The 14,408-nt window shown below is 39.5% G+C and carries 22 protein-coding genes, 1 tRNA gene and 2 riboswitches; of the genes, 15 read left to right on the top strand and 8 right to left on the bottom strand.

From position 1 onward, the window contains the following. Positions 1-68: 68 nt before the first annotated feature. Positions 69-383: an MTH1187 family thiamine-binding protein gene (locus AC0VYC_RS11405; protein ID WP_017367597.1), complete on the top strand. Its 315-nt coding sequence runs from the start codon at positions 69-71 to the stop codon at positions 381-383. A 24-nt stretch (positions 384-407) separates the two neighbouring features. Here the strand turns inward: AC0VYC_RS11405 and AC0VYC_RS11400 are convergent, their stop codons facing one another. Beyond that, positions 408-581: a DUF2759 domain-containing protein gene (locus AC0VYC_RS11400; protein ID WP_003217333.1), complete on the bottom strand. Its 174-nt coding sequence runs from the start codon at positions 579-581 to the stop codon at positions 408-410. A 160-nt stretch (positions 582-741) separates the two neighbouring features. Here AC0VYC_RS11400 and AC0VYC_RS11395 point away from each other — a divergent pair, with 160 nt between their 5' ends. Beyond that, entirely contained in the window at positions 742-1,380 is a 639-nt protein-coding gene (locus AC0VYC_RS11395) for an MBL fold metallo-hydrolase (protein ID WP_475388477.1), read from the top strand. A gap of 48 nt (positions 1,381-1,428) precedes the next feature. Here the strand turns inward: AC0VYC_RS11395 and AC0VYC_RS11390 are convergent, their stop codons facing one another. Beyond that, on the bottom strand, positions 1,429-1,671 hold the full coding sequence (locus tag AC0VYC_RS11390) for a DUF2626 domain-containing protein (RefSeq protein WP_003217440.1): 243 nt from the start codon (positions 1,669-1,671) through the stop codon (positions 1,429-1,431). Positions 1,672-1,883: 212 nt separating this feature from the next. Here AC0VYC_RS11390 and AC0VYC_RS11385 point away from each other — a divergent pair, with 212 nt between their 5' ends. Next, positions 1,884-2,264 (top strand): Spx/MgsR family RNA polymerase-binding regulatory protein, encoded by a 381-nt coding sequence (locus AC0VYC_RS11385; protein WP_007501232.1) that lies wholly within the window; start codon positions 1,884-1,886, stop codon positions 2,262-2,264. A 55-nt stretch (positions 2,265-2,319) separates the two neighbouring features. Here the strand turns inward: AC0VYC_RS11385 and AC0VYC_RS11380 are convergent. Continuing rightward, positions 2,320-2,390, bottom strand: a tRNA-Gln gene (locus AC0VYC_RS11380). Positions 2,391-2,489: 99 nt separating this feature from the next. Here AC0VYC_RS11380 and AC0VYC_RS11375 point away from each other — a divergent pair. From AC0VYC_RS11375 to AC0VYC_RS11335, 9 genes are all read left to right on the top strand, one after another. After that, on the top strand, positions 2,490-3,362 hold the full coding sequence (locus AC0VYC_RS11375) for an STAS domain-containing protein (RefSeq protein ID WP_475388475.1): 873 nt from the start codon (positions 2,490-2,492) through the stop codon (positions 3,360-3,362). A 455-nt stretch (positions 3,363-3,817) separates the two neighbouring features. After that, positions 3,818-4,888 carry a competence type IV pilus ATPase ComGA gene (gene comGA / locus AC0VYC_RS11370; RefSeq protein ID WP_024718839.1) on the top strand — a complete coding sequence of 357 codons (1,071 nt, stop codon included), beginning with the start codon at positions 3,818-3,820 and terminating at the stop codon, positions 4,886-4,888. After that, positions 4,869-5,909, top strand: a complete 1,041-nt coding sequence (gene comGB, locus AC0VYC_RS11365; RefSeq protein ID WP_024718840.1) for a competence type IV pilus assembly protein ComGB — start codon at positions 4,869-4,871, stop codon at positions 5,907-5,909. Before comGA ends, comGB begins: the two co-directional genes overlap by 20 nt. 16 nt (positions 5,910-5,925) lie before the next feature. Next, a complete protein-coding gene (gene comGC / locus AC0VYC_RS11360) occupies positions 5,926-6,219 on the top strand; it encodes a competence type IV pilus major pilin ComGC (protein WP_008342186.1) in 294 nt (97 codons plus the stop codon). Continuing rightward, positions 6,212-6,658, top strand: coding sequence for a competence type IV pilus minor pilin ComGD (comGD, locus tag AC0VYC_RS11355; protein WP_268432011.1), 447 nt, complete (start codon positions 6,212-6,214; stop codon positions 6,656-6,658). Before comGC ends, comGD begins: the two co-directional genes overlap by 8 nt. Continuing rightward, positions 6,642-6,956 carry a competence type IV pilus minor pilin ComGE gene (gene comGE / locus AC0VYC_RS11350; protein WP_007501227.1) on the top strand — a complete coding sequence of 105 codons (315 nt, stop codon included), beginning with the start codon at positions 6,642-6,644 and terminating at the stop codon, positions 6,954-6,956. Before comGD ends, comGE begins: the two co-directional genes overlap by 17 nt. Further along, positions 6,898-7,395, top strand: a complete 498-nt coding sequence (gene comGF / locus AC0VYC_RS11345) for a competence type IV pilus minor pilin ComGF (RefSeq protein WP_203085333.1) — start codon at positions 6,898-6,900, stop codon at positions 7,393-7,395. The genes comGE and comGF overlap by 59 nt, the downstream gene beginning before the upstream one ends. Beyond that, positions 7,392-7,775 carry a competence type IV pilus minor pilin ComGG gene (locus AC0VYC_RS11340; RefSeq protein ID WP_251211210.1) on the top strand — a complete coding sequence of 128 codons (384 nt, stop codon included), beginning with the start codon at positions 7,392-7,394 and terminating at the stop codon, positions 7,773-7,775. Before comGF ends, AC0VYC_RS11340 begins: the two co-directional genes overlap by 4 nt. A 60-nt stretch (positions 7,776-7,835) precedes the next feature. Further along, positions 7,836-8,030 carry a YqzE family protein gene (locus tag AC0VYC_RS11335; RefSeq protein ID WP_024718846.1) on the top strand — a complete coding sequence of 65 codons (195 nt, stop codon included), beginning with the start codon at positions 7,836-7,838 and terminating at the stop codon, positions 8,028-8,030. A gap of 34 nt (positions 8,031-8,064) precedes the next feature. Here the strand turns inward: AC0VYC_RS11335 and AC0VYC_RS11330 are convergent, their stop codons facing one another. Further along, a complete protein-coding gene (locus tag AC0VYC_RS11330; protein WP_100325310.1) occupies positions 8,065-8,391 on the bottom strand; it encodes a DUF3889 domain-containing protein in 327 nt (108 codons plus the stop codon). 252 nt (positions 8,392-8,643) lie between these two features. On the opposite strand from AC0VYC_RS11330, the gene tapA reads away from it, so the two are divergent. Genes tapA through tasA form a run of 3 tightly spaced genes read left to right on the top strand, consistent with a single transcriptional unit; the run spans position 8,644 to position 10,652 of the window. Next, positions 8,644-9,171 carry an amyloid fiber anchoring/assembly protein TapA gene (tapA, locus tag AC0VYC_RS11325; protein ID WP_056705241.1) on the top strand — a complete coding sequence of 176 codons (528 nt, stop codon included), beginning with the start codon at positions 8,644-8,646 and terminating at the stop codon, positions 9,169-9,171. Positions 9,172-9,220: 49 nt separating this feature from the next. Next, positions 9,221-9,793, top strand: a complete 573-nt coding sequence (gene sipW, locus AC0VYC_RS11320) for a signal peptidase I SipW (RefSeq protein ID WP_017357979.1) — start codon at positions 9,221-9,223, stop codon at positions 9,791-9,793. A gap of 58 nt (positions 9,794-9,851) precedes the next feature. Then, positions 9,852-10,652, top strand: coding sequence for a biofilm matrix protein TasA (gene tasA, locus AC0VYC_RS11315; RefSeq protein ID WP_008342195.1), 801 nt, complete (start codon positions 9,852-9,854; stop codon positions 10,650-10,652). A gap of 67 nt (positions 10,653-10,719) precedes the next feature. Here the strand turns inward: tasA and sinR are convergent, their stop codons facing one another. From sinR to AC0VYC_RS11295, 4 genes are all read right to left on the bottom strand, one after another. Further along, positions 10,720-11,055, bottom strand: coding sequence for a transcriptional regulator SinR (gene sinR / locus AC0VYC_RS11310; RefSeq protein ID WP_017357978.1), 336 nt, complete (start codon positions 11,053-11,055; stop codon positions 10,720-10,722). Between the two features lie 33 nt (positions 11,056-11,088). Continuing rightward, positions 11,089-11,253, bottom strand: coding sequence for an anti-repressor SinI family protein (locus tag AC0VYC_RS11305; protein WP_008342197.1), 165 nt, complete (start codon positions 11,251-11,253; stop codon positions 11,089-11,091). A 184-nt stretch (positions 11,254-11,437) separates the two neighbouring features. Further along, positions 11,438-12,235 (bottom strand): YqhG family protein, encoded by a 798-nt coding sequence (locus tag AC0VYC_RS11300; protein ID WP_159145802.1) that lies wholly within the window; start codon positions 12,233-12,235, stop codon positions 11,438-11,440. A 14-nt stretch (positions 12,236-12,249) separates the two neighbouring features. Then, positions 12,250-13,920, bottom strand: a complete 1,671-nt coding sequence (locus AC0VYC_RS11295; protein ID WP_008342199.1) for a DEAD/DEAH box helicase — start codon at positions 13,918-13,920, stop codon at positions 12,250-12,252. A 250-nt stretch (positions 13,921-14,170) separates the two neighbouring features. Further along, positions 14,171-14,278, top strand: a riboswitch (glycine riboswitch). Between the two features lie 3 nt (positions 14,279-14,281). Next, positions 14,282-14,377: riboswitch (glycine riboswitch) on the top strand. Positions 14,378-14,408: the final 31 nt, after the last annotated feature.

Here is a 14,408-nt window from a genome sequence, read left to right as displayed (position 1 = left end):
TTTTGAATCACGATGGGTTACAATGAGAACGAGAAAGAAATAGGATGTCATTGAAAGGAGCAAGAACCATGGCAATAGCAGATGTCACCATCATTCCAATAGGCACTGAGACACCAAGCGTGAGTGCATATGTAGCAGACGTACAAAGATTGTTAGAGGGCTTTCAACAAGAAGGGAAAATCAAATATCAGCTCACACCAATGAATACATTAATTGAAGGGGAGCTATCCGTTTTATTTGAGGTCATTCAGCGTATTCATGAAGCTCCGTTTGAAAAGGGTTTACACCGAGTAGCAACCAATATCCGCATAGATGACAGAAGAGATCAAACGACCACCCTTTCAAGCAAATTAGAAAGCGTGAATAAACATTTGAATCAATAGAAAAAGCCTGCTTATTGCAGGCTTTTAATGTGCAGTTGGATAACCGCTATAGATGATGGTCATGACGGTAAACCATCCAAAAACCAAAAATGTGGCGCCAGCGAAAGCAATGGCCAGTACGTTCACTTTTTTGAGTGAGCGATAGATGCCGAGAGCGGCTAAAATCGTGACTAGACCAAAAATAATGACGAGCATCATATGAAAGTCCCCCTTTGTCATCAATCCCCTTGATTTCCTTTCTTTTCATTTTAACCGTTTTCATAAAGCTTGTCGAGTACATTCAAGTTGACGATTGTTTGAATTTTTATTGAATAGCCTTCATAATAAAAAAGAATGAAAAAAGTAGTAGGTGATGAAAATGAATTGGAGAAGAATGCCGCTAGGCTATGTGCAAGCGAACGCATATATTTGGAAAAATGAACAGGGAGAATGTTTAATTTTTGATCCAGGCGGCGAAGCGCAAAAGCTAATTTCTTATGTGAAAGAAAAACAGCTGAAACCACTTGCTGTTTTATTGACACATGCCCATTTTGATCATATTGGTGCAGCAGATGAGGTGCGTCAAGAATGGGGAATTCCGCTTTATGTCCATGAAAAGGAAAAAGAATGGCTGACAAATGCTCAGTTAAACGGTTCAGCTCGACTAATTGGTAACGGAATTACGGTCAAAGAAGCTGAACAATTGATTACGTCAGAAGGACCTCTTCAAATTGGATCGTTTACATTAGAAATGTTCCACACACCAGGTCATTCACCTGGCAGTGTGTCTTACTATTCAGCGGAAGAGGGATTTGTGATTTCTGGTGATACTCTATTCCAAGGTGGTATCGGGAGAACTGATTTAACGGGCGGTAATCAAGACGTGTTGCTTCAATCGATACATGACAAATTGTTGACATTGCCAGAATCAACTCTTGTGTTAAGTGGACATGGCGAGGAAACAACTGTGCTTACAGAACAGGAGCAAAATCCGTTTATCAATGGGTTTTCTTTATAATAGCACGCACGAAAAAAGCATCTCTTTCAAAAGAGATGCTTTTTTCTATTAATGTCCGGTACCGGGAACCATGATGAAAATCGAATAATATGTAAATCCGGCAAAGAAAATCGTCAAGTACGCTCCGAAAATGTAAATATACATTCTTTCGGATAAATTCAAGTAGGATAAAAATACAAAAAGAACGGTTTGACCGAAGAACAGCAAGGATGCATCTTTCATATGTCCTAAATAGAACATGACAGCAAAAATACCCGTCCAAAACCCAAGAACGCGGAACATGCGATTCATTTCTTTCCCTCCCCTTAAAAAACCCCTTTGATTCATATTATAGCTGATGATCACTTGTTATGTAAACATTTACATTTTTGACAACGTGTGAACATTCATTCTTTCGTTAGAAAAAATTTTTTTGAAAAAGTGATGAAAAAGTGTTTATGCCTAAATGCATGAGGGTACTTAGTCCATAAGAGAAAAGGTTAACGACCTAAGGAGGAAGACTAATGAGTGACATTACTTTTTATTCATACCCAAGCTGCACGTCTTGCCGCAAAACAAAACATTGGTTAAAGGCGAATCAAATTGATTTTAAAGAGCGTCACCTTTTCAGAGAAACGCCAACACTAGACGAATTGAAAAAAATCCTGTCCTTAACAACAGAAGGAATGGATGAAATTTTAGCTACTCGAAGCCAAGCTTTTAAAAGCTTAAATTTAAATATTAATGATCTAAAAGTAAATGAGGTACTTCAGCTTCTCATTGAAAAACCAAAGCTGCTCCGGAGACCTATTATCATTGATGGAAATAAATTAGTGGTCGGCTATAATCCAGGGGAACTCATGAAAATTTCAAAAAAGAAAGCGATTCATCAATCGGTTTCCTAATCAAAAACGAAGATCAGCTGAATGATGTTTCAGCCGTCTTCGTTTTTGTGCTGAACTGGGCTAGCTGGGTTCGAACCAACGATCACGGAGTCAAAGTCCATTGCCTTACCACTTGGCTATAGCCCAATATGAAACGTGTAATGCTATTGTTCACCATCTGCGGTCATTTATACATAAAAAGTTGGTTGTCACTAGTTGTAAGTGAAAAAGGAGCGAACGACAGAAATGAAAAATGAAAAATCTGAGCTATTATATGAATTTATTCTTAAAGAAGCCCCTGTCATGACCGAAGAATGGCTGAAAACAAGAACAGAAGAAGGCTCATTATATTCCAAACATGCTTCAGAGGAGACAGAAAAGAAGCTGAAAGAACAAAACACAGCATTTATTCAAACGATTGCAGCAACGTTAGTCACGCTATCAGATAAAGTAGAAGACCATCTAAAAAAGTGGTCAGTTGATATTGCCCGCGATCGAGCTGTTCATGAAGTACCTTTATATGAAATCATCGGACAATTTAAGGTGTTCCGCCACATTTTTTGTTCCAGAATTGAGACCTTTACACAACAAACGGAGCTTAAAGTGACACTCAAAGATGTGTGCGATTGGAATCAGCATTTTCACGCCACATTTGATGACATGATTGCACGTTTATCAGAAGAGTATGACCGCGTGACAATCAATCAGCTTAATGCACAAAGAGAAATGATTCAAGAGCTTAGTGCGCCTGTTATTCCAGTTTCAAAAGAGATCGGTATTTTGCCGCTGATTGGTGAAATTGATACGTACCGGGCGAAAATCATTTTGGAATCAGTACTAGAACAGGCATCTAGACTGCGTCTAACCCATTTATTTATTGATATATCTGGCGTTCCCGTTGTTGATACGATGGTTGCATATCAGCTGTTTAAAGTGGTTGATAGTGCGAAGTTGCTAGGAATTGAGACGATTATATCAGGTATTCGTCCAGAAATCGCTCAAACTGTAGTGAAACTCGGCATTGATTTCTCAAAAGTAAATACTGAACACAGCCTTGCAAAAGCTTTAGAAAAAAGAGGCTTTCGTATCTTTGAAGAGCAGCAGCAAGAAGCAACGTGAACCAAAAAATGTTACTAGTAAAAGTAACAGGTTCGTTCACAAGGAGAAACAATATAATGAGCATATGAATGAGATGACCAATTCGCATACAGATTTGGTCTCTTTTTTTATCCATAAATCAGACACGAAAGGATATTCTTTATCTTCAAATCAGTAATCTATTAAGGAGGAATAAATTTGGAGACACCTCCTTGTAACAGATCATCCATAATAAAAGAACCAAATGAAATGATCATCAAAAAAGAGGTGCCAATAGCACTTCTTTTTTTTCTCCTCTGAATGGAACCCGCTGTTGTAAAAGTCAAATTTTTTGATTTGTCCTTCTGTTATTTATAGATGAAATACACCTCTAATTGAACATTTTTAACCCTTTTCAGTCATGAAAACCATGAAATACGCTTTTGTCAGGCACGTTCCGCCATCATACAATATGGTCACTGAAAGGAGTGAATCACTTGTATGGTATTGAATATTTGGGGCAAGAGCTGCTAGAAGAGGCGTGCCGCATGAGAGCATCTGATGTGCATATTGTTCCGAGAGAAAAGGAAGCTTCAGTCTCTTTTCGTGTAGACGCTGACCTCATTCAGCAGCGGATCATTGACAAAAAGAGCGGAGAGCGGCTCATTGCTCATTTCAAATTTTTATCTTCTATGGATATTGGTGAAAGAAGGAGACCACAAAATGGATCATTGGCTGTGATGTTAAGACGCGGTCAAGTGTTTGTTCGGCTCTCTACACTACCAACTGTCAATGATGAAAGTCTAGTGATTCGGATTTTACCGCAGGATCATGTGCCGAAAACAAAGTATTTGTCACTGTTCCCGAAGGCTTCAGCGAGATTATTATCGTTTCTGAATCATTCGCATGGGCTCATTTTATTTACAGGACCAACAAATTCAGGGAAAACGACAACACTTTATTCATTGATTCAGTTTGCCAAAAAACATTTTAATCGAAATATTATTACCCTTGAAGATCCTGTGGAAACAAGAAATGAAGAAGTGCTGCAGGTTCAAGTAAATGAAAAAGCTGGTATCACGTATGCGGCAGGTTTACGCGCTATTTTAAGACATGATCCAGATATGATTGTGCTTGGAGAAATAAGAGATGCGGAAACAGCCAGAACAGCTATTAGAGCAGCTTTGACAGGTCATTTAGTCATGAGCACATTGCACGCAAAGAATGCAAAAGGAGCTCTTTATCGAATGCTCGAATTTGGTGTGACAATGAATGAACTCGAACAAACAATGGTTGCTATTGCTGCTCAGCGGTTAATCGAACTCGCATGTCCATTTTGCGGCGAAACGTGTGAGCTTTATTGCAAACTAAATCGGCCAGTCAGACGAACAAATGTATTTGAATTGCTTTACGGAAAGGAGCTTGGTGAGTGTATCAAAGAGGCAAAAGGAGAATACGCTCATTCGTCATACGAAACACTGCAAAGATTAATTCGGAAAGGAGTGGCACTCGGCTATTTATCAAAAAGCACATATCATCGCTGGGTTTATGAAGAAGCGAACCTCTAAACCCTGGTCTAAAAAAGAACAAGCTGAATTCTTATCGAAACTGGCTCAGTTGATTCAAGCTGGATATACATTGGTTGACGCACTAACGATGGTGAATATTCAGTTATCAAAAAAACAGCAGCAGCGATTAACGCCAGGCATTCAGTGGCTGCTTGAAGGGGAGCCTTTTTACGTTGTACTTGAGCGACTTCATTTTCAGCGGGAAGCCGTCGCTATTCTTTGTTTTTCAGAGAAACATGGCAGCCTAGCGCGAGCTCTTGAACAAAGCGCCCGTTTTCTAGAGAAAAAAATCATGCAGGTTGACACATTCAAGCGTATGTTACGATATCCGATTTTTCTTATGTTTACGGTTTTTGTTGTGCTCATCATTGTTCAGCAAATGATCGTCCCTCAATTTTCTTTATTATATTCATCTATGAATACAAGCATGACATGGCTGATTCAAGGGATGTTTGGCCTCTTCCAATTCCTACACGCTTTGTTGCTTATGATCGGTTGTATATGTATCTGTCTTTTTGGATATTATGAGCTCTTTTTTAAGAAAAAATCGACCCTTGAGAAACTGAAAGTCATCAGCAGGCTGCCGGTGGTATTTAAAGGGGTGCAGCTGATGCATACGTATCTTTTTTCCCTTCAGCTAAGCGGACTTCTTCAAGCTGGGTTATCGATTTACGAAAGTTTGCAAGCTTTTAAACAGCAGACCTATTTACCTTTCCTTCAAGAAATGTCTGAACAAATGATAGGGGAGTTAAGAAAAGGTGAGAGTATGGAACATCAAATAAGCCGGTCTCCTTTTTTCGAAAGGCATTTTGCGGCTGTCATTAAGCATGGGGAAGCAAGTGGGATGCTAGCAAGAGAGATGTACACATATAGTCAATTTCTTTTAGAGAATGCAGAATTAAAAATTGAAAAATGGGTTTCATGGCTGCAACCTGTCATCTATGGCTTAACAGCATTTCTTATACTCATTGTGTATTTATCTATTCTTTTACCAATGTATCAACTAATGGAACAAGTGTGAAAAGGAGGACTAAGGCATGAATGATAAAGGATTTACACTGTTAGAAATGTTAATTGTCATGCTTGTGATCTCCATTCTTTTATTGATCACCATTCCAAATATCACTCGGCATCATCAAAGCATTCAAGCAAAGGGCTGTGAAGGGCTGAAATCAATGGTGAGTACACAGGTAATGGCATATGAATTAGAACATGACGGCAAGACGCCATCTTTAGCTGAATTAGAAAAAGAAGGCTATGTCAAAAAAGGATTAACTTGTCCAAATGGAAAGGCAATTTTCATTCAAAACGGGGATGTGAAAAATGAATAAATCGCTTTTCCAGGAGAAAGGATTTACACTCATTGAGCAGCTCTTGATCGTCATGATTTTCTCTATCTTATTATCGATAATAGGTGGAAAAGTGCCCAATATATTAGAAAGTGCTGAAGCAAAAAAGCAAGTGAACTTGCTAAAACAAGATCTTCAATTGGCATCTTATACTGCATTTATTAAAAAAACACGAGTAACTGTTGAGTTTCACCCGCCCAATGTATCTTATCAAGTCATCGAACAGAATAGTGAGCAGATCATTGCTTCTAATCCACACAAAAAAGGCACCATCAAGCAATCCACATTTCAACAAGGCCTTCACTTTAATAAAAACGGACATCCAAATAGTGGCGGTTCTCTCATTATTCAATTTGGTAGTCAAATATATAAACTCACGATTTACTTAGGGAGCGGGCGGATTCATGTTCAGCAACAATAAAGGATTTAGTACGTTTGAGATGCTCTTTTCTTGCCACCTCTTTCTATTTGCTGCTCTTGTGCTCGTGCCATCCTTTGAAAAACTGACAATTGGGAAAGAAGAATTAAGGGCTAAACTGGAAGCTTATCAAATCTTACATGAGTATATGAATAAAGCTTTTATAGAAGGTCAAAATGAATCAAGTACAAAGAAACGAGGCGAGATCACATATGAATTCATTTGGGGTCAGGAGAAGGGATGTGTTTCATACAAAGTACAAAAAAAGAAGACGATTTGCTTTCGACATTTGGAGCGATGAACAAGGCTTTACACTCGCTCAAGCAATATGGCAATTGCAGCTATTTTTGCTGCTTTCTTTTGGCTGCATGTTGCTTTTATCAATTGCTGAAAAAGCTCATCCGTTTGCAGAAATCAACAAATTTTCGCAAATGGAGTGGAAACAAACGGTCCTGCAATTAGAGGAGGAGCTAAATTGTGCTGTCGCTGTAAGAGCGGTGAAAAATGGAACAGCACTGGAGTATATTTCAAATCAAGGGCGAGTGGTGACGATTGAGCCGTATCAAGAGATGCTTCGTAAACGAATGGATCAGGCAGGCCATCTCCCTTTATTACAAAAGGTGAAACAATTCTATGTAAGAACAAAAGAGCAAACCACCACTCTCCAAGTCACAGATGTATTTGGTCAAGTACATGAAGCTGTTTTTTTCACTTACAAAGGAGTGATTCCTAAAACGTGAAAAGAGAAGACGGGTTTATTTATCCACACGTATTTGCTGTCATTCTTTTATTTTTATTGATTCTAGGATCGATGACCATTGGGTTTCAAAAAGAGTTGAAAAGTGCAGAGCTCGCGATTTCTTTTTATCAAAAACAGCAGTTATTTCGTTTAGGTCTAAGTGAAGCTGCAAACAAATTAAATCGTATTTGTGATCAGCCATTGAGCCCAATTGTCACAGAAGAAGGTCGAGTGACGTTGAAGCGAATTGGGTGCGATGACAGAAAAAAGCTAGTCCGGCTCTTGGTTAATATCGAGACAAAGGGTGGTGTAACTGACGAGCGGGAACTAGAGATGAATAAGGAGACAGGAGAAATCAATCAATGGATCAGCACTTATTAGCGAGTGTATAAAACGATACTCTTCTTGGTAACACTTTAAGGAAGAAGAGGTGAGTGTTCGATGAAGACAAATGATTATGTAAAATATATGACGCAGGAAATCATTAAATATATGAATACACCACGTGACGAGCGGAAAGAACATAAACAGGAAAAAATGGAGACAAAACCACCATTTTCTCAGCGTTTATTCGGTGTTCTGCCTTTTGGCTTCTCAATGATGCTAAAAAAACGTCAACGTCATCGACGAAAGTAAAAAGCCGCCAGCAGGCGGTTTTTTTCATGCCATTTTAGCTGTATTCTTCCACAACAATGACTTTATTGACCTTGTTCGAGTAAGGGTTATAGGAAATGGTGACATATACCCCAAATTCTTTGGCCTGATCTTTCAACATAATATGATATTGCTTCACGGATTCTTTCTCCCGGTGCCGATCCCACACTTTTTGTTTGAATAAAACATGTGCTAACGGATACCGTTTTTTTGCTTCTTTGACTGCCCTTGTTTCCCATTGATCTGCGGCAGCAGTGATTCCTTTTGCCTCAGCTAGATGGGCGCTTTGGATCAAAGGGCTTAACAGTAAACTGAGCATGATCATGATTCTTCCATATTTCAACTAACATCACCTCACCAATTATTATCCTGACCAAATCCTGCACTTTTATGTAAATTTTTAAGAAGTACAAATGTCACAGAAAAAAATATTGAATATGGCGAAAGAATGAGAAAATGGAAGAATTTTCTCGGTAATGTTCTTGTTTAAGAACAAAATGGACTAATTTGACGTTTTGGATTTTATAGGTAATTCCTTATACTGAGTGTAATCGTTCTTTTTAAAGAACAATTGTTCAAGGAGTTGAAAGATTCAATGAAACAGCCGCTCTTTGTACTATTTTGTGCTATTTGTTTGATTTTCACTTCTTTTTTTATTACGTCTACTAATGCTTCTTTTAACGATGTTGAGCATTCGAATTTTGTCATGAAAACATGTGAAAATTTCGAAGAGACAGATCAGCATTGCCAGCCGAAGAAATGGGATAGAAGCCATTTGAAACTGATCGATCAAACGATCATTGAGGGGACAGTCTGTGCGCCTCAAAAGCTGAGCATGTCACTAAAAAATATTGGACAACCCATCGCGCACTCTGAATGGAAGTGGGAACTACATAAAGTAGAGAGTGTTCAGGTGCCATTACAAGATGGCCATGTTATTGAAAAAGGTGCTATACAGTCCCTCTCATCAGAAGAAACGACGACTGTCACGGCAGTTAAAGCAAAAACAAATGGAATCTATTTGTTTAAAATCTATTATCCTAAAGGGTTTGGTGGTTCTGAAAAGCCATTCTTTACGTCTCAACATATGCAGCTTTCAAACTGTCAAGAAAAGGCGTCCTAAATAGGGGTTGCCTGCTGAATGAAACATGATATGTAAAGGGGAGAAAGGTATGAAAAAGTGGATGAAAATGTCTGGGAGTATTCTTTACGCGCTGGTCTTCACGATGATGATTGTGTGTATTATTGTCGTGTTGTCATCAAGGACAACAGGCGGAGATCCTCAGATTTTTGGTTATGAGTTCAAGCAAGTATTATCTGGATCAATGGAACCGGAATTTTCGACTGGTTCATTGATTGTTGTGAAACATGTCACCTCACCTGAAACACTCAAAAAAGGGGATATTATTACGTTTCAAACGAAGCAAGACCAATCCTTTGTGACTCACCGCATTGTTGGGGTGAAAGGAAAAGGAGTAAATAAAGCCTTTGAGACAAAAGGAGACCACAATATGTATCAAGACGGCACGCTCGTCAAAGCGAATCAAGTGACTGCGCAGTATACGGGCGTGAACATTCCTTATGCAGGAAAGCTTCTTTCGTATGCAGGAACTTCTGCTGGGACCGCTCTTTTGCTCATTATTCCAGGGGTGATGCTGCTTGTTTATTCAACCATTCATTTTGTTGGTGCTGCCAAACATCGAAGACATACGGCTGAGTTACACATGTCAGAGGAACAAGCATAAATTTTCGTTTGTAACCTAAATCAGGTTTCAATAAAACAATTTATTAGGGGGTTCAATCATGGCAATGAAAAAATCAATTCGTTTAGGTGTTTTATCGGGAGCGTTAGGTCTTGCTTTAATTGGCGGGGGAACGTGGGCTGCATTTAATGATGTTGAGACGGCAAACGCGGTCTACTCTACAGGAGAGCTGAATCTATCTGCAAAAGAGAATTCCGGCGCCATCAACCTTGCGAACATAAAACCCGGTGACCGTATAAAGAAGGAATTTAATTTTGAAAATAAAGGGTCTCTTGCAATTAATCAAGTGCTGATGAGTCTTGATTATAGCCAGTTTCAAGATGGAACATCAGCGAAGAATGGCGGGAAGAATACAGCTGAAGAATTCCTCAGCCAATTTCAGGTGAGTGTTCTAACGGTTGGAGCCGAAGGTGGGAATGGATACCCGAAAAATATTATTTTAGACCATGCAAACCTGCTTGATCTGCATCTATTAACGTCAAAGCAGGATCAGACCGCATTTGAAAAGCTTCGTCATGCCGTCGATGAGAAGTTTTTACATGAAAGTGGTAAAATTAATGTTGCCACCGTTGATGGATCAACAGCTCCAGAGTATGACGGCATTCCAAAGAATCCGTTTGATTACGATAAAATGGAAATGATCATTGAATTTGTCAATGACCAGACGAAGGATAAAGCGGGTAACTATATCCAAAATAAATACCAAGGCGATGCGATTCAAGTTGATCTTTCCTTCGAAGCGACTCAGTGGAATGGTTTAACGATCAATCCAAAAAAGCATACGGATGAAAAAGGCTACGTGAAAGAAAACGAAAAAGCACACAGCGAAGATAAAAAATAAAGTCAGTCTTTAGACTGATAACAAGATCTGCATAGCAATTGGAGGAGTATGCGCTAAAATATGCGCATTACTCCTCTTCTTGCTTTTTTTTCCAGATTTGATAATCTAAAAATTCACGAAATTGCTTTTTCGAAACCCCTGATGTCATTGCATCTCGAACTAGTTTTTCCCATTCACTATCTAATTGACCATCGTATTCGGTTTCATCATTTTCGTTTAACAGTGTATGAACCGAGACGTCCAGAACAGCGGAGACTTTTTCAAGAAATTGAATGGAGGGGTTTGTTTGCAAGTTTCTTTCTATTGAACTTAAATAAGACTTCGCTACCCCAGCCTTTTCGGCCAGTTCTGATAGTGAGTAGCCTTTTTCATTGCGGTATTGTTTAATACGCTGGCCAATCAATGTCATCACCTTCCTTTCGATATTATAGCACATTCAGAAAGGTTTGATAGAATGACTTCTTGCCATAGGGGGAGACTCAGAGGACTTTTCGCGTGATTTGAGAAAATGACGGACTTCTTCTACTGTTAGTCCTGCTTTGCGCGCTTCGCGTAATAATTGAACCCATTCACTGTCTAATAACTTCGTTTTCTTTTCCATACAAATACCCTCCTAAAATACTGAATCGTGTATTTCAGGCACTTAACGCATGAAATGGAAAAACACAGGTGATAAGACCTCATAGATTGCTTGCGTCATGTTTCCGCCCAATACAAACAGACAAACGTTGCTTTTGATTGATCGAAAATTTGATATCACATGAAAGGGAGGGAGACTCGCTAAGTCAGCCTCCTCTTTTTTGCTGTAAGTAAAAAAGTCCGCCATTTTCAATCGTAAGACTGATTTTTGGTTCGTATAAAGTTTTAAGTGCTTGTCTTTCTATTTCATATTCTACAGATGTGTCTGAAGTCCCTTCATAAAATTGGTTTAAAAGTTCCGAGTCTTCTTTCCACTTTTGAACAGCTCTTACCGCCCAATCATCCGGCTCTTCATTGGCATAACGTTCCATCAGGCTGTAAAGCCGTTTGACGCCGCTCTCTGGCTTAATCATCGTACTCATTGTGAAGCAATAATCAGGAATTTGAGACGATAGCTCACGCGCTTCCAGCTTCTCTTGAAATTGTTCGATGACTTCTCCGCGTATTAGATGAAGTCCAAGAGACAGCAGTTTGTCTTTTTTACGGTCTGCCAGATAGGATATTTTGACATTGAGACCAAGCCACGGCTCCAGTGCGATCTGGCTGTTTGTGAGCGGTCTGACTTTTTCGTACAGCCGAATAAAACGGCCTTGCTGTTTCACAACCTCGAATATTTGGAATAAACGAGGGGAGCCGAAGTGGACAAATTCTCCTTCGACCGTGTCATCAGCTTTTTTTTGATCGGTGATCAAAGTCAATTGCCGTGGCTCAGGTACGCCTCCCGTTTTTTCGAGCCAATGCCAATAAAAAGGACGGTTCATGATCAATTTATCCATTTCGATTGTCAGCTGTACGGTCATGTGCCCTGCACTTTCTTCAAGTATGTCGCATTGATTTGCCTGAAAGAAACGGAGAAGAAATGTGTGAATCTCGCGCTGCTCCATTGGTCAACTCTCCTTTATGAACCTTGCTGTCTTTCTTCTAAAAGCGGTGTTTGTGCTTCTGTTAAATAGGAAGCAAATTGGGTTAATTTCTTTTTCATGTCTACGTCAGACTCGTGCTGGAAGAGAATTTGATGCAATTCTGTTTCAGCATCTTGGATATCAATTCGGGTTAAAATATCATCTAGATCACCAATGACGTTTTCAAACAGCTGAATTTTTTCATATAAAAGTTTTAAAATATGTTCTTCAACTGTCCCGCTAGTTGCCATATTGTAAATGTGGACATCCCGCTCTTGACCGAGCCGGTGAATACGTCCAATTCTTTGTTCCAAGCGCATTGGGTTCCACGGAAGGTCGTAGTTGATGATTTGGTTGCAAAACTGAAGGTTGATCCCTTCGCCGCCTGCTTCTGTCGCAATGAGCACTTGCGCCCGCTCTCTAAATAAATCTTTCATCCAGTCTTTTTTACTCCGTTTAAACCCACCTCGAAAAGGAACCGAACTGATGCCGTTTTGCTGGAGAAACCATTGCAAATAAATTTGTGTCGCACGGTATTCAGTGAAGATAATGACTTTTTCATTTAATTGCTGAATGAGTTTAACGACTTCAAGTGCTTTAGAATTTTGTTCTACCTGGTTGATTTTCTCCATGATGTGCATCATCGCAGAAGCACCTAGAATGTGTTTTTCCTCTTCTTGCATTTTTTTAATGGTCATATAGACGGCCTCACGACTCGAACAGCATTCTCGTTCTAAGGTCATAATTGAAAACATGTGCTTCGTATAGGAAGGGTTTTCTTTTAACTTGCAAATTTCATCATATAGTGCTTGTTCTGTCGGGGAGAAATCAATAGAAATCGTCTTTACATGACGCTTTGACCATTCGATGCCAGTGTCTTGTCGCCGGTTCCGAATCATCACTTTATTGACTAACTGTTTTAGCCGGTCATGGTCCTCAAGTTGAAGGTCTTTTTTGGCAAATAGGTCTTTAAACTGTGTTTCATTACCTAAATGGCCTGGCTTCAACAGAGAAACGAGATTAAAAATTTCTCCTATTCGATTTTGAATAGGTGTGGCTGTGAGCAGTAAGCAGAACTTTTTATTCAAATTTCTCACAAACTCATAGTTTTTCGTTTTATTGTTTTTCAGTTTGTGTGCTTCATCAATAATGACCATATCGTAGGAGATGGATAAGATCGTGTCCCGATGTGGTTGTCTTTTGGCTGTATCAATTGAGGAAACCACAACATCGCACTGCTCCCACACATAGCTCTTCTTTTGCTCGACAGCATCTATGTAAAATTTCGTCCGCAGTTCTTGTACCCATTGGGACACAAGGGAGGCGGGTACGAGAATGAGAATCTTCTTGGCAAGTCCGCGAATCATGTATTCTTTGATAATCAGTCCTGCTTCAACGGTTTTTCCAAGACCCACTTCATCTGCTAAAATGGCTTTCCCATTCATCTCTTCTACGACTCTTCTAGCGACTTCGAGCTGGTGTTTTAAAGGAGTAAATGCAGGCAGGTGCGCAGGTGCTTGCAGTCCTTCAAATGAATCAATGGCTGTCACTTTTTGTACCTGTGCTGCTAAACGGTACATATCCCAATTCGCCCAGGGACCGTCTGCTGTAAGCCGCTTTTGAAATTCACTTGCCCATTTTTGATCAAATATCGTTTGAATATTCAATGTGACCGCCTGCCTTTCTGGTAGAGTGATGATAAAATCGTTCTGTTTTTAAACGCTTCATTTTTTCATAGCGATTTAAAAGATGTTATATATCAATAAAAGCGAACGATAATGAATGATTATTTTAAAAATGTTAATGATTTTTCTGTTGCTCTTCATCCATTTCTAATGGTAGGATGTTGGTAAGTGATCTAGAGAATAAGTCACCCATTTTGATAGTATGTCCAATAAAGGTGAAGAATATGAGCGGATGATGGTATGGGGAGAGACCTAGCGGTTATTTTGCACTGACAGGCGCCGAAGGAGCAAGCTGAATTGGTTCAGTGAATCTCTCAGGCAAAAGTACTCTTACCGGACGCAACTCTGGAGAGTGTTTGCGCAGCGATTTTTAGCAAACCACCAAAGGGGAAAACGCACAATGATGTTGTGCTGTAAACTTTCAGGTGCAAGGACAGAGACTTCTTTTTGATAAAAGGGAGCGCTCTGTC

Source organism: Bacillus sp. iso_77 (assembly GCF_056173625.1).
This window is presented reverse-complemented; position numbering and strand designations above follow the sequence as displayed.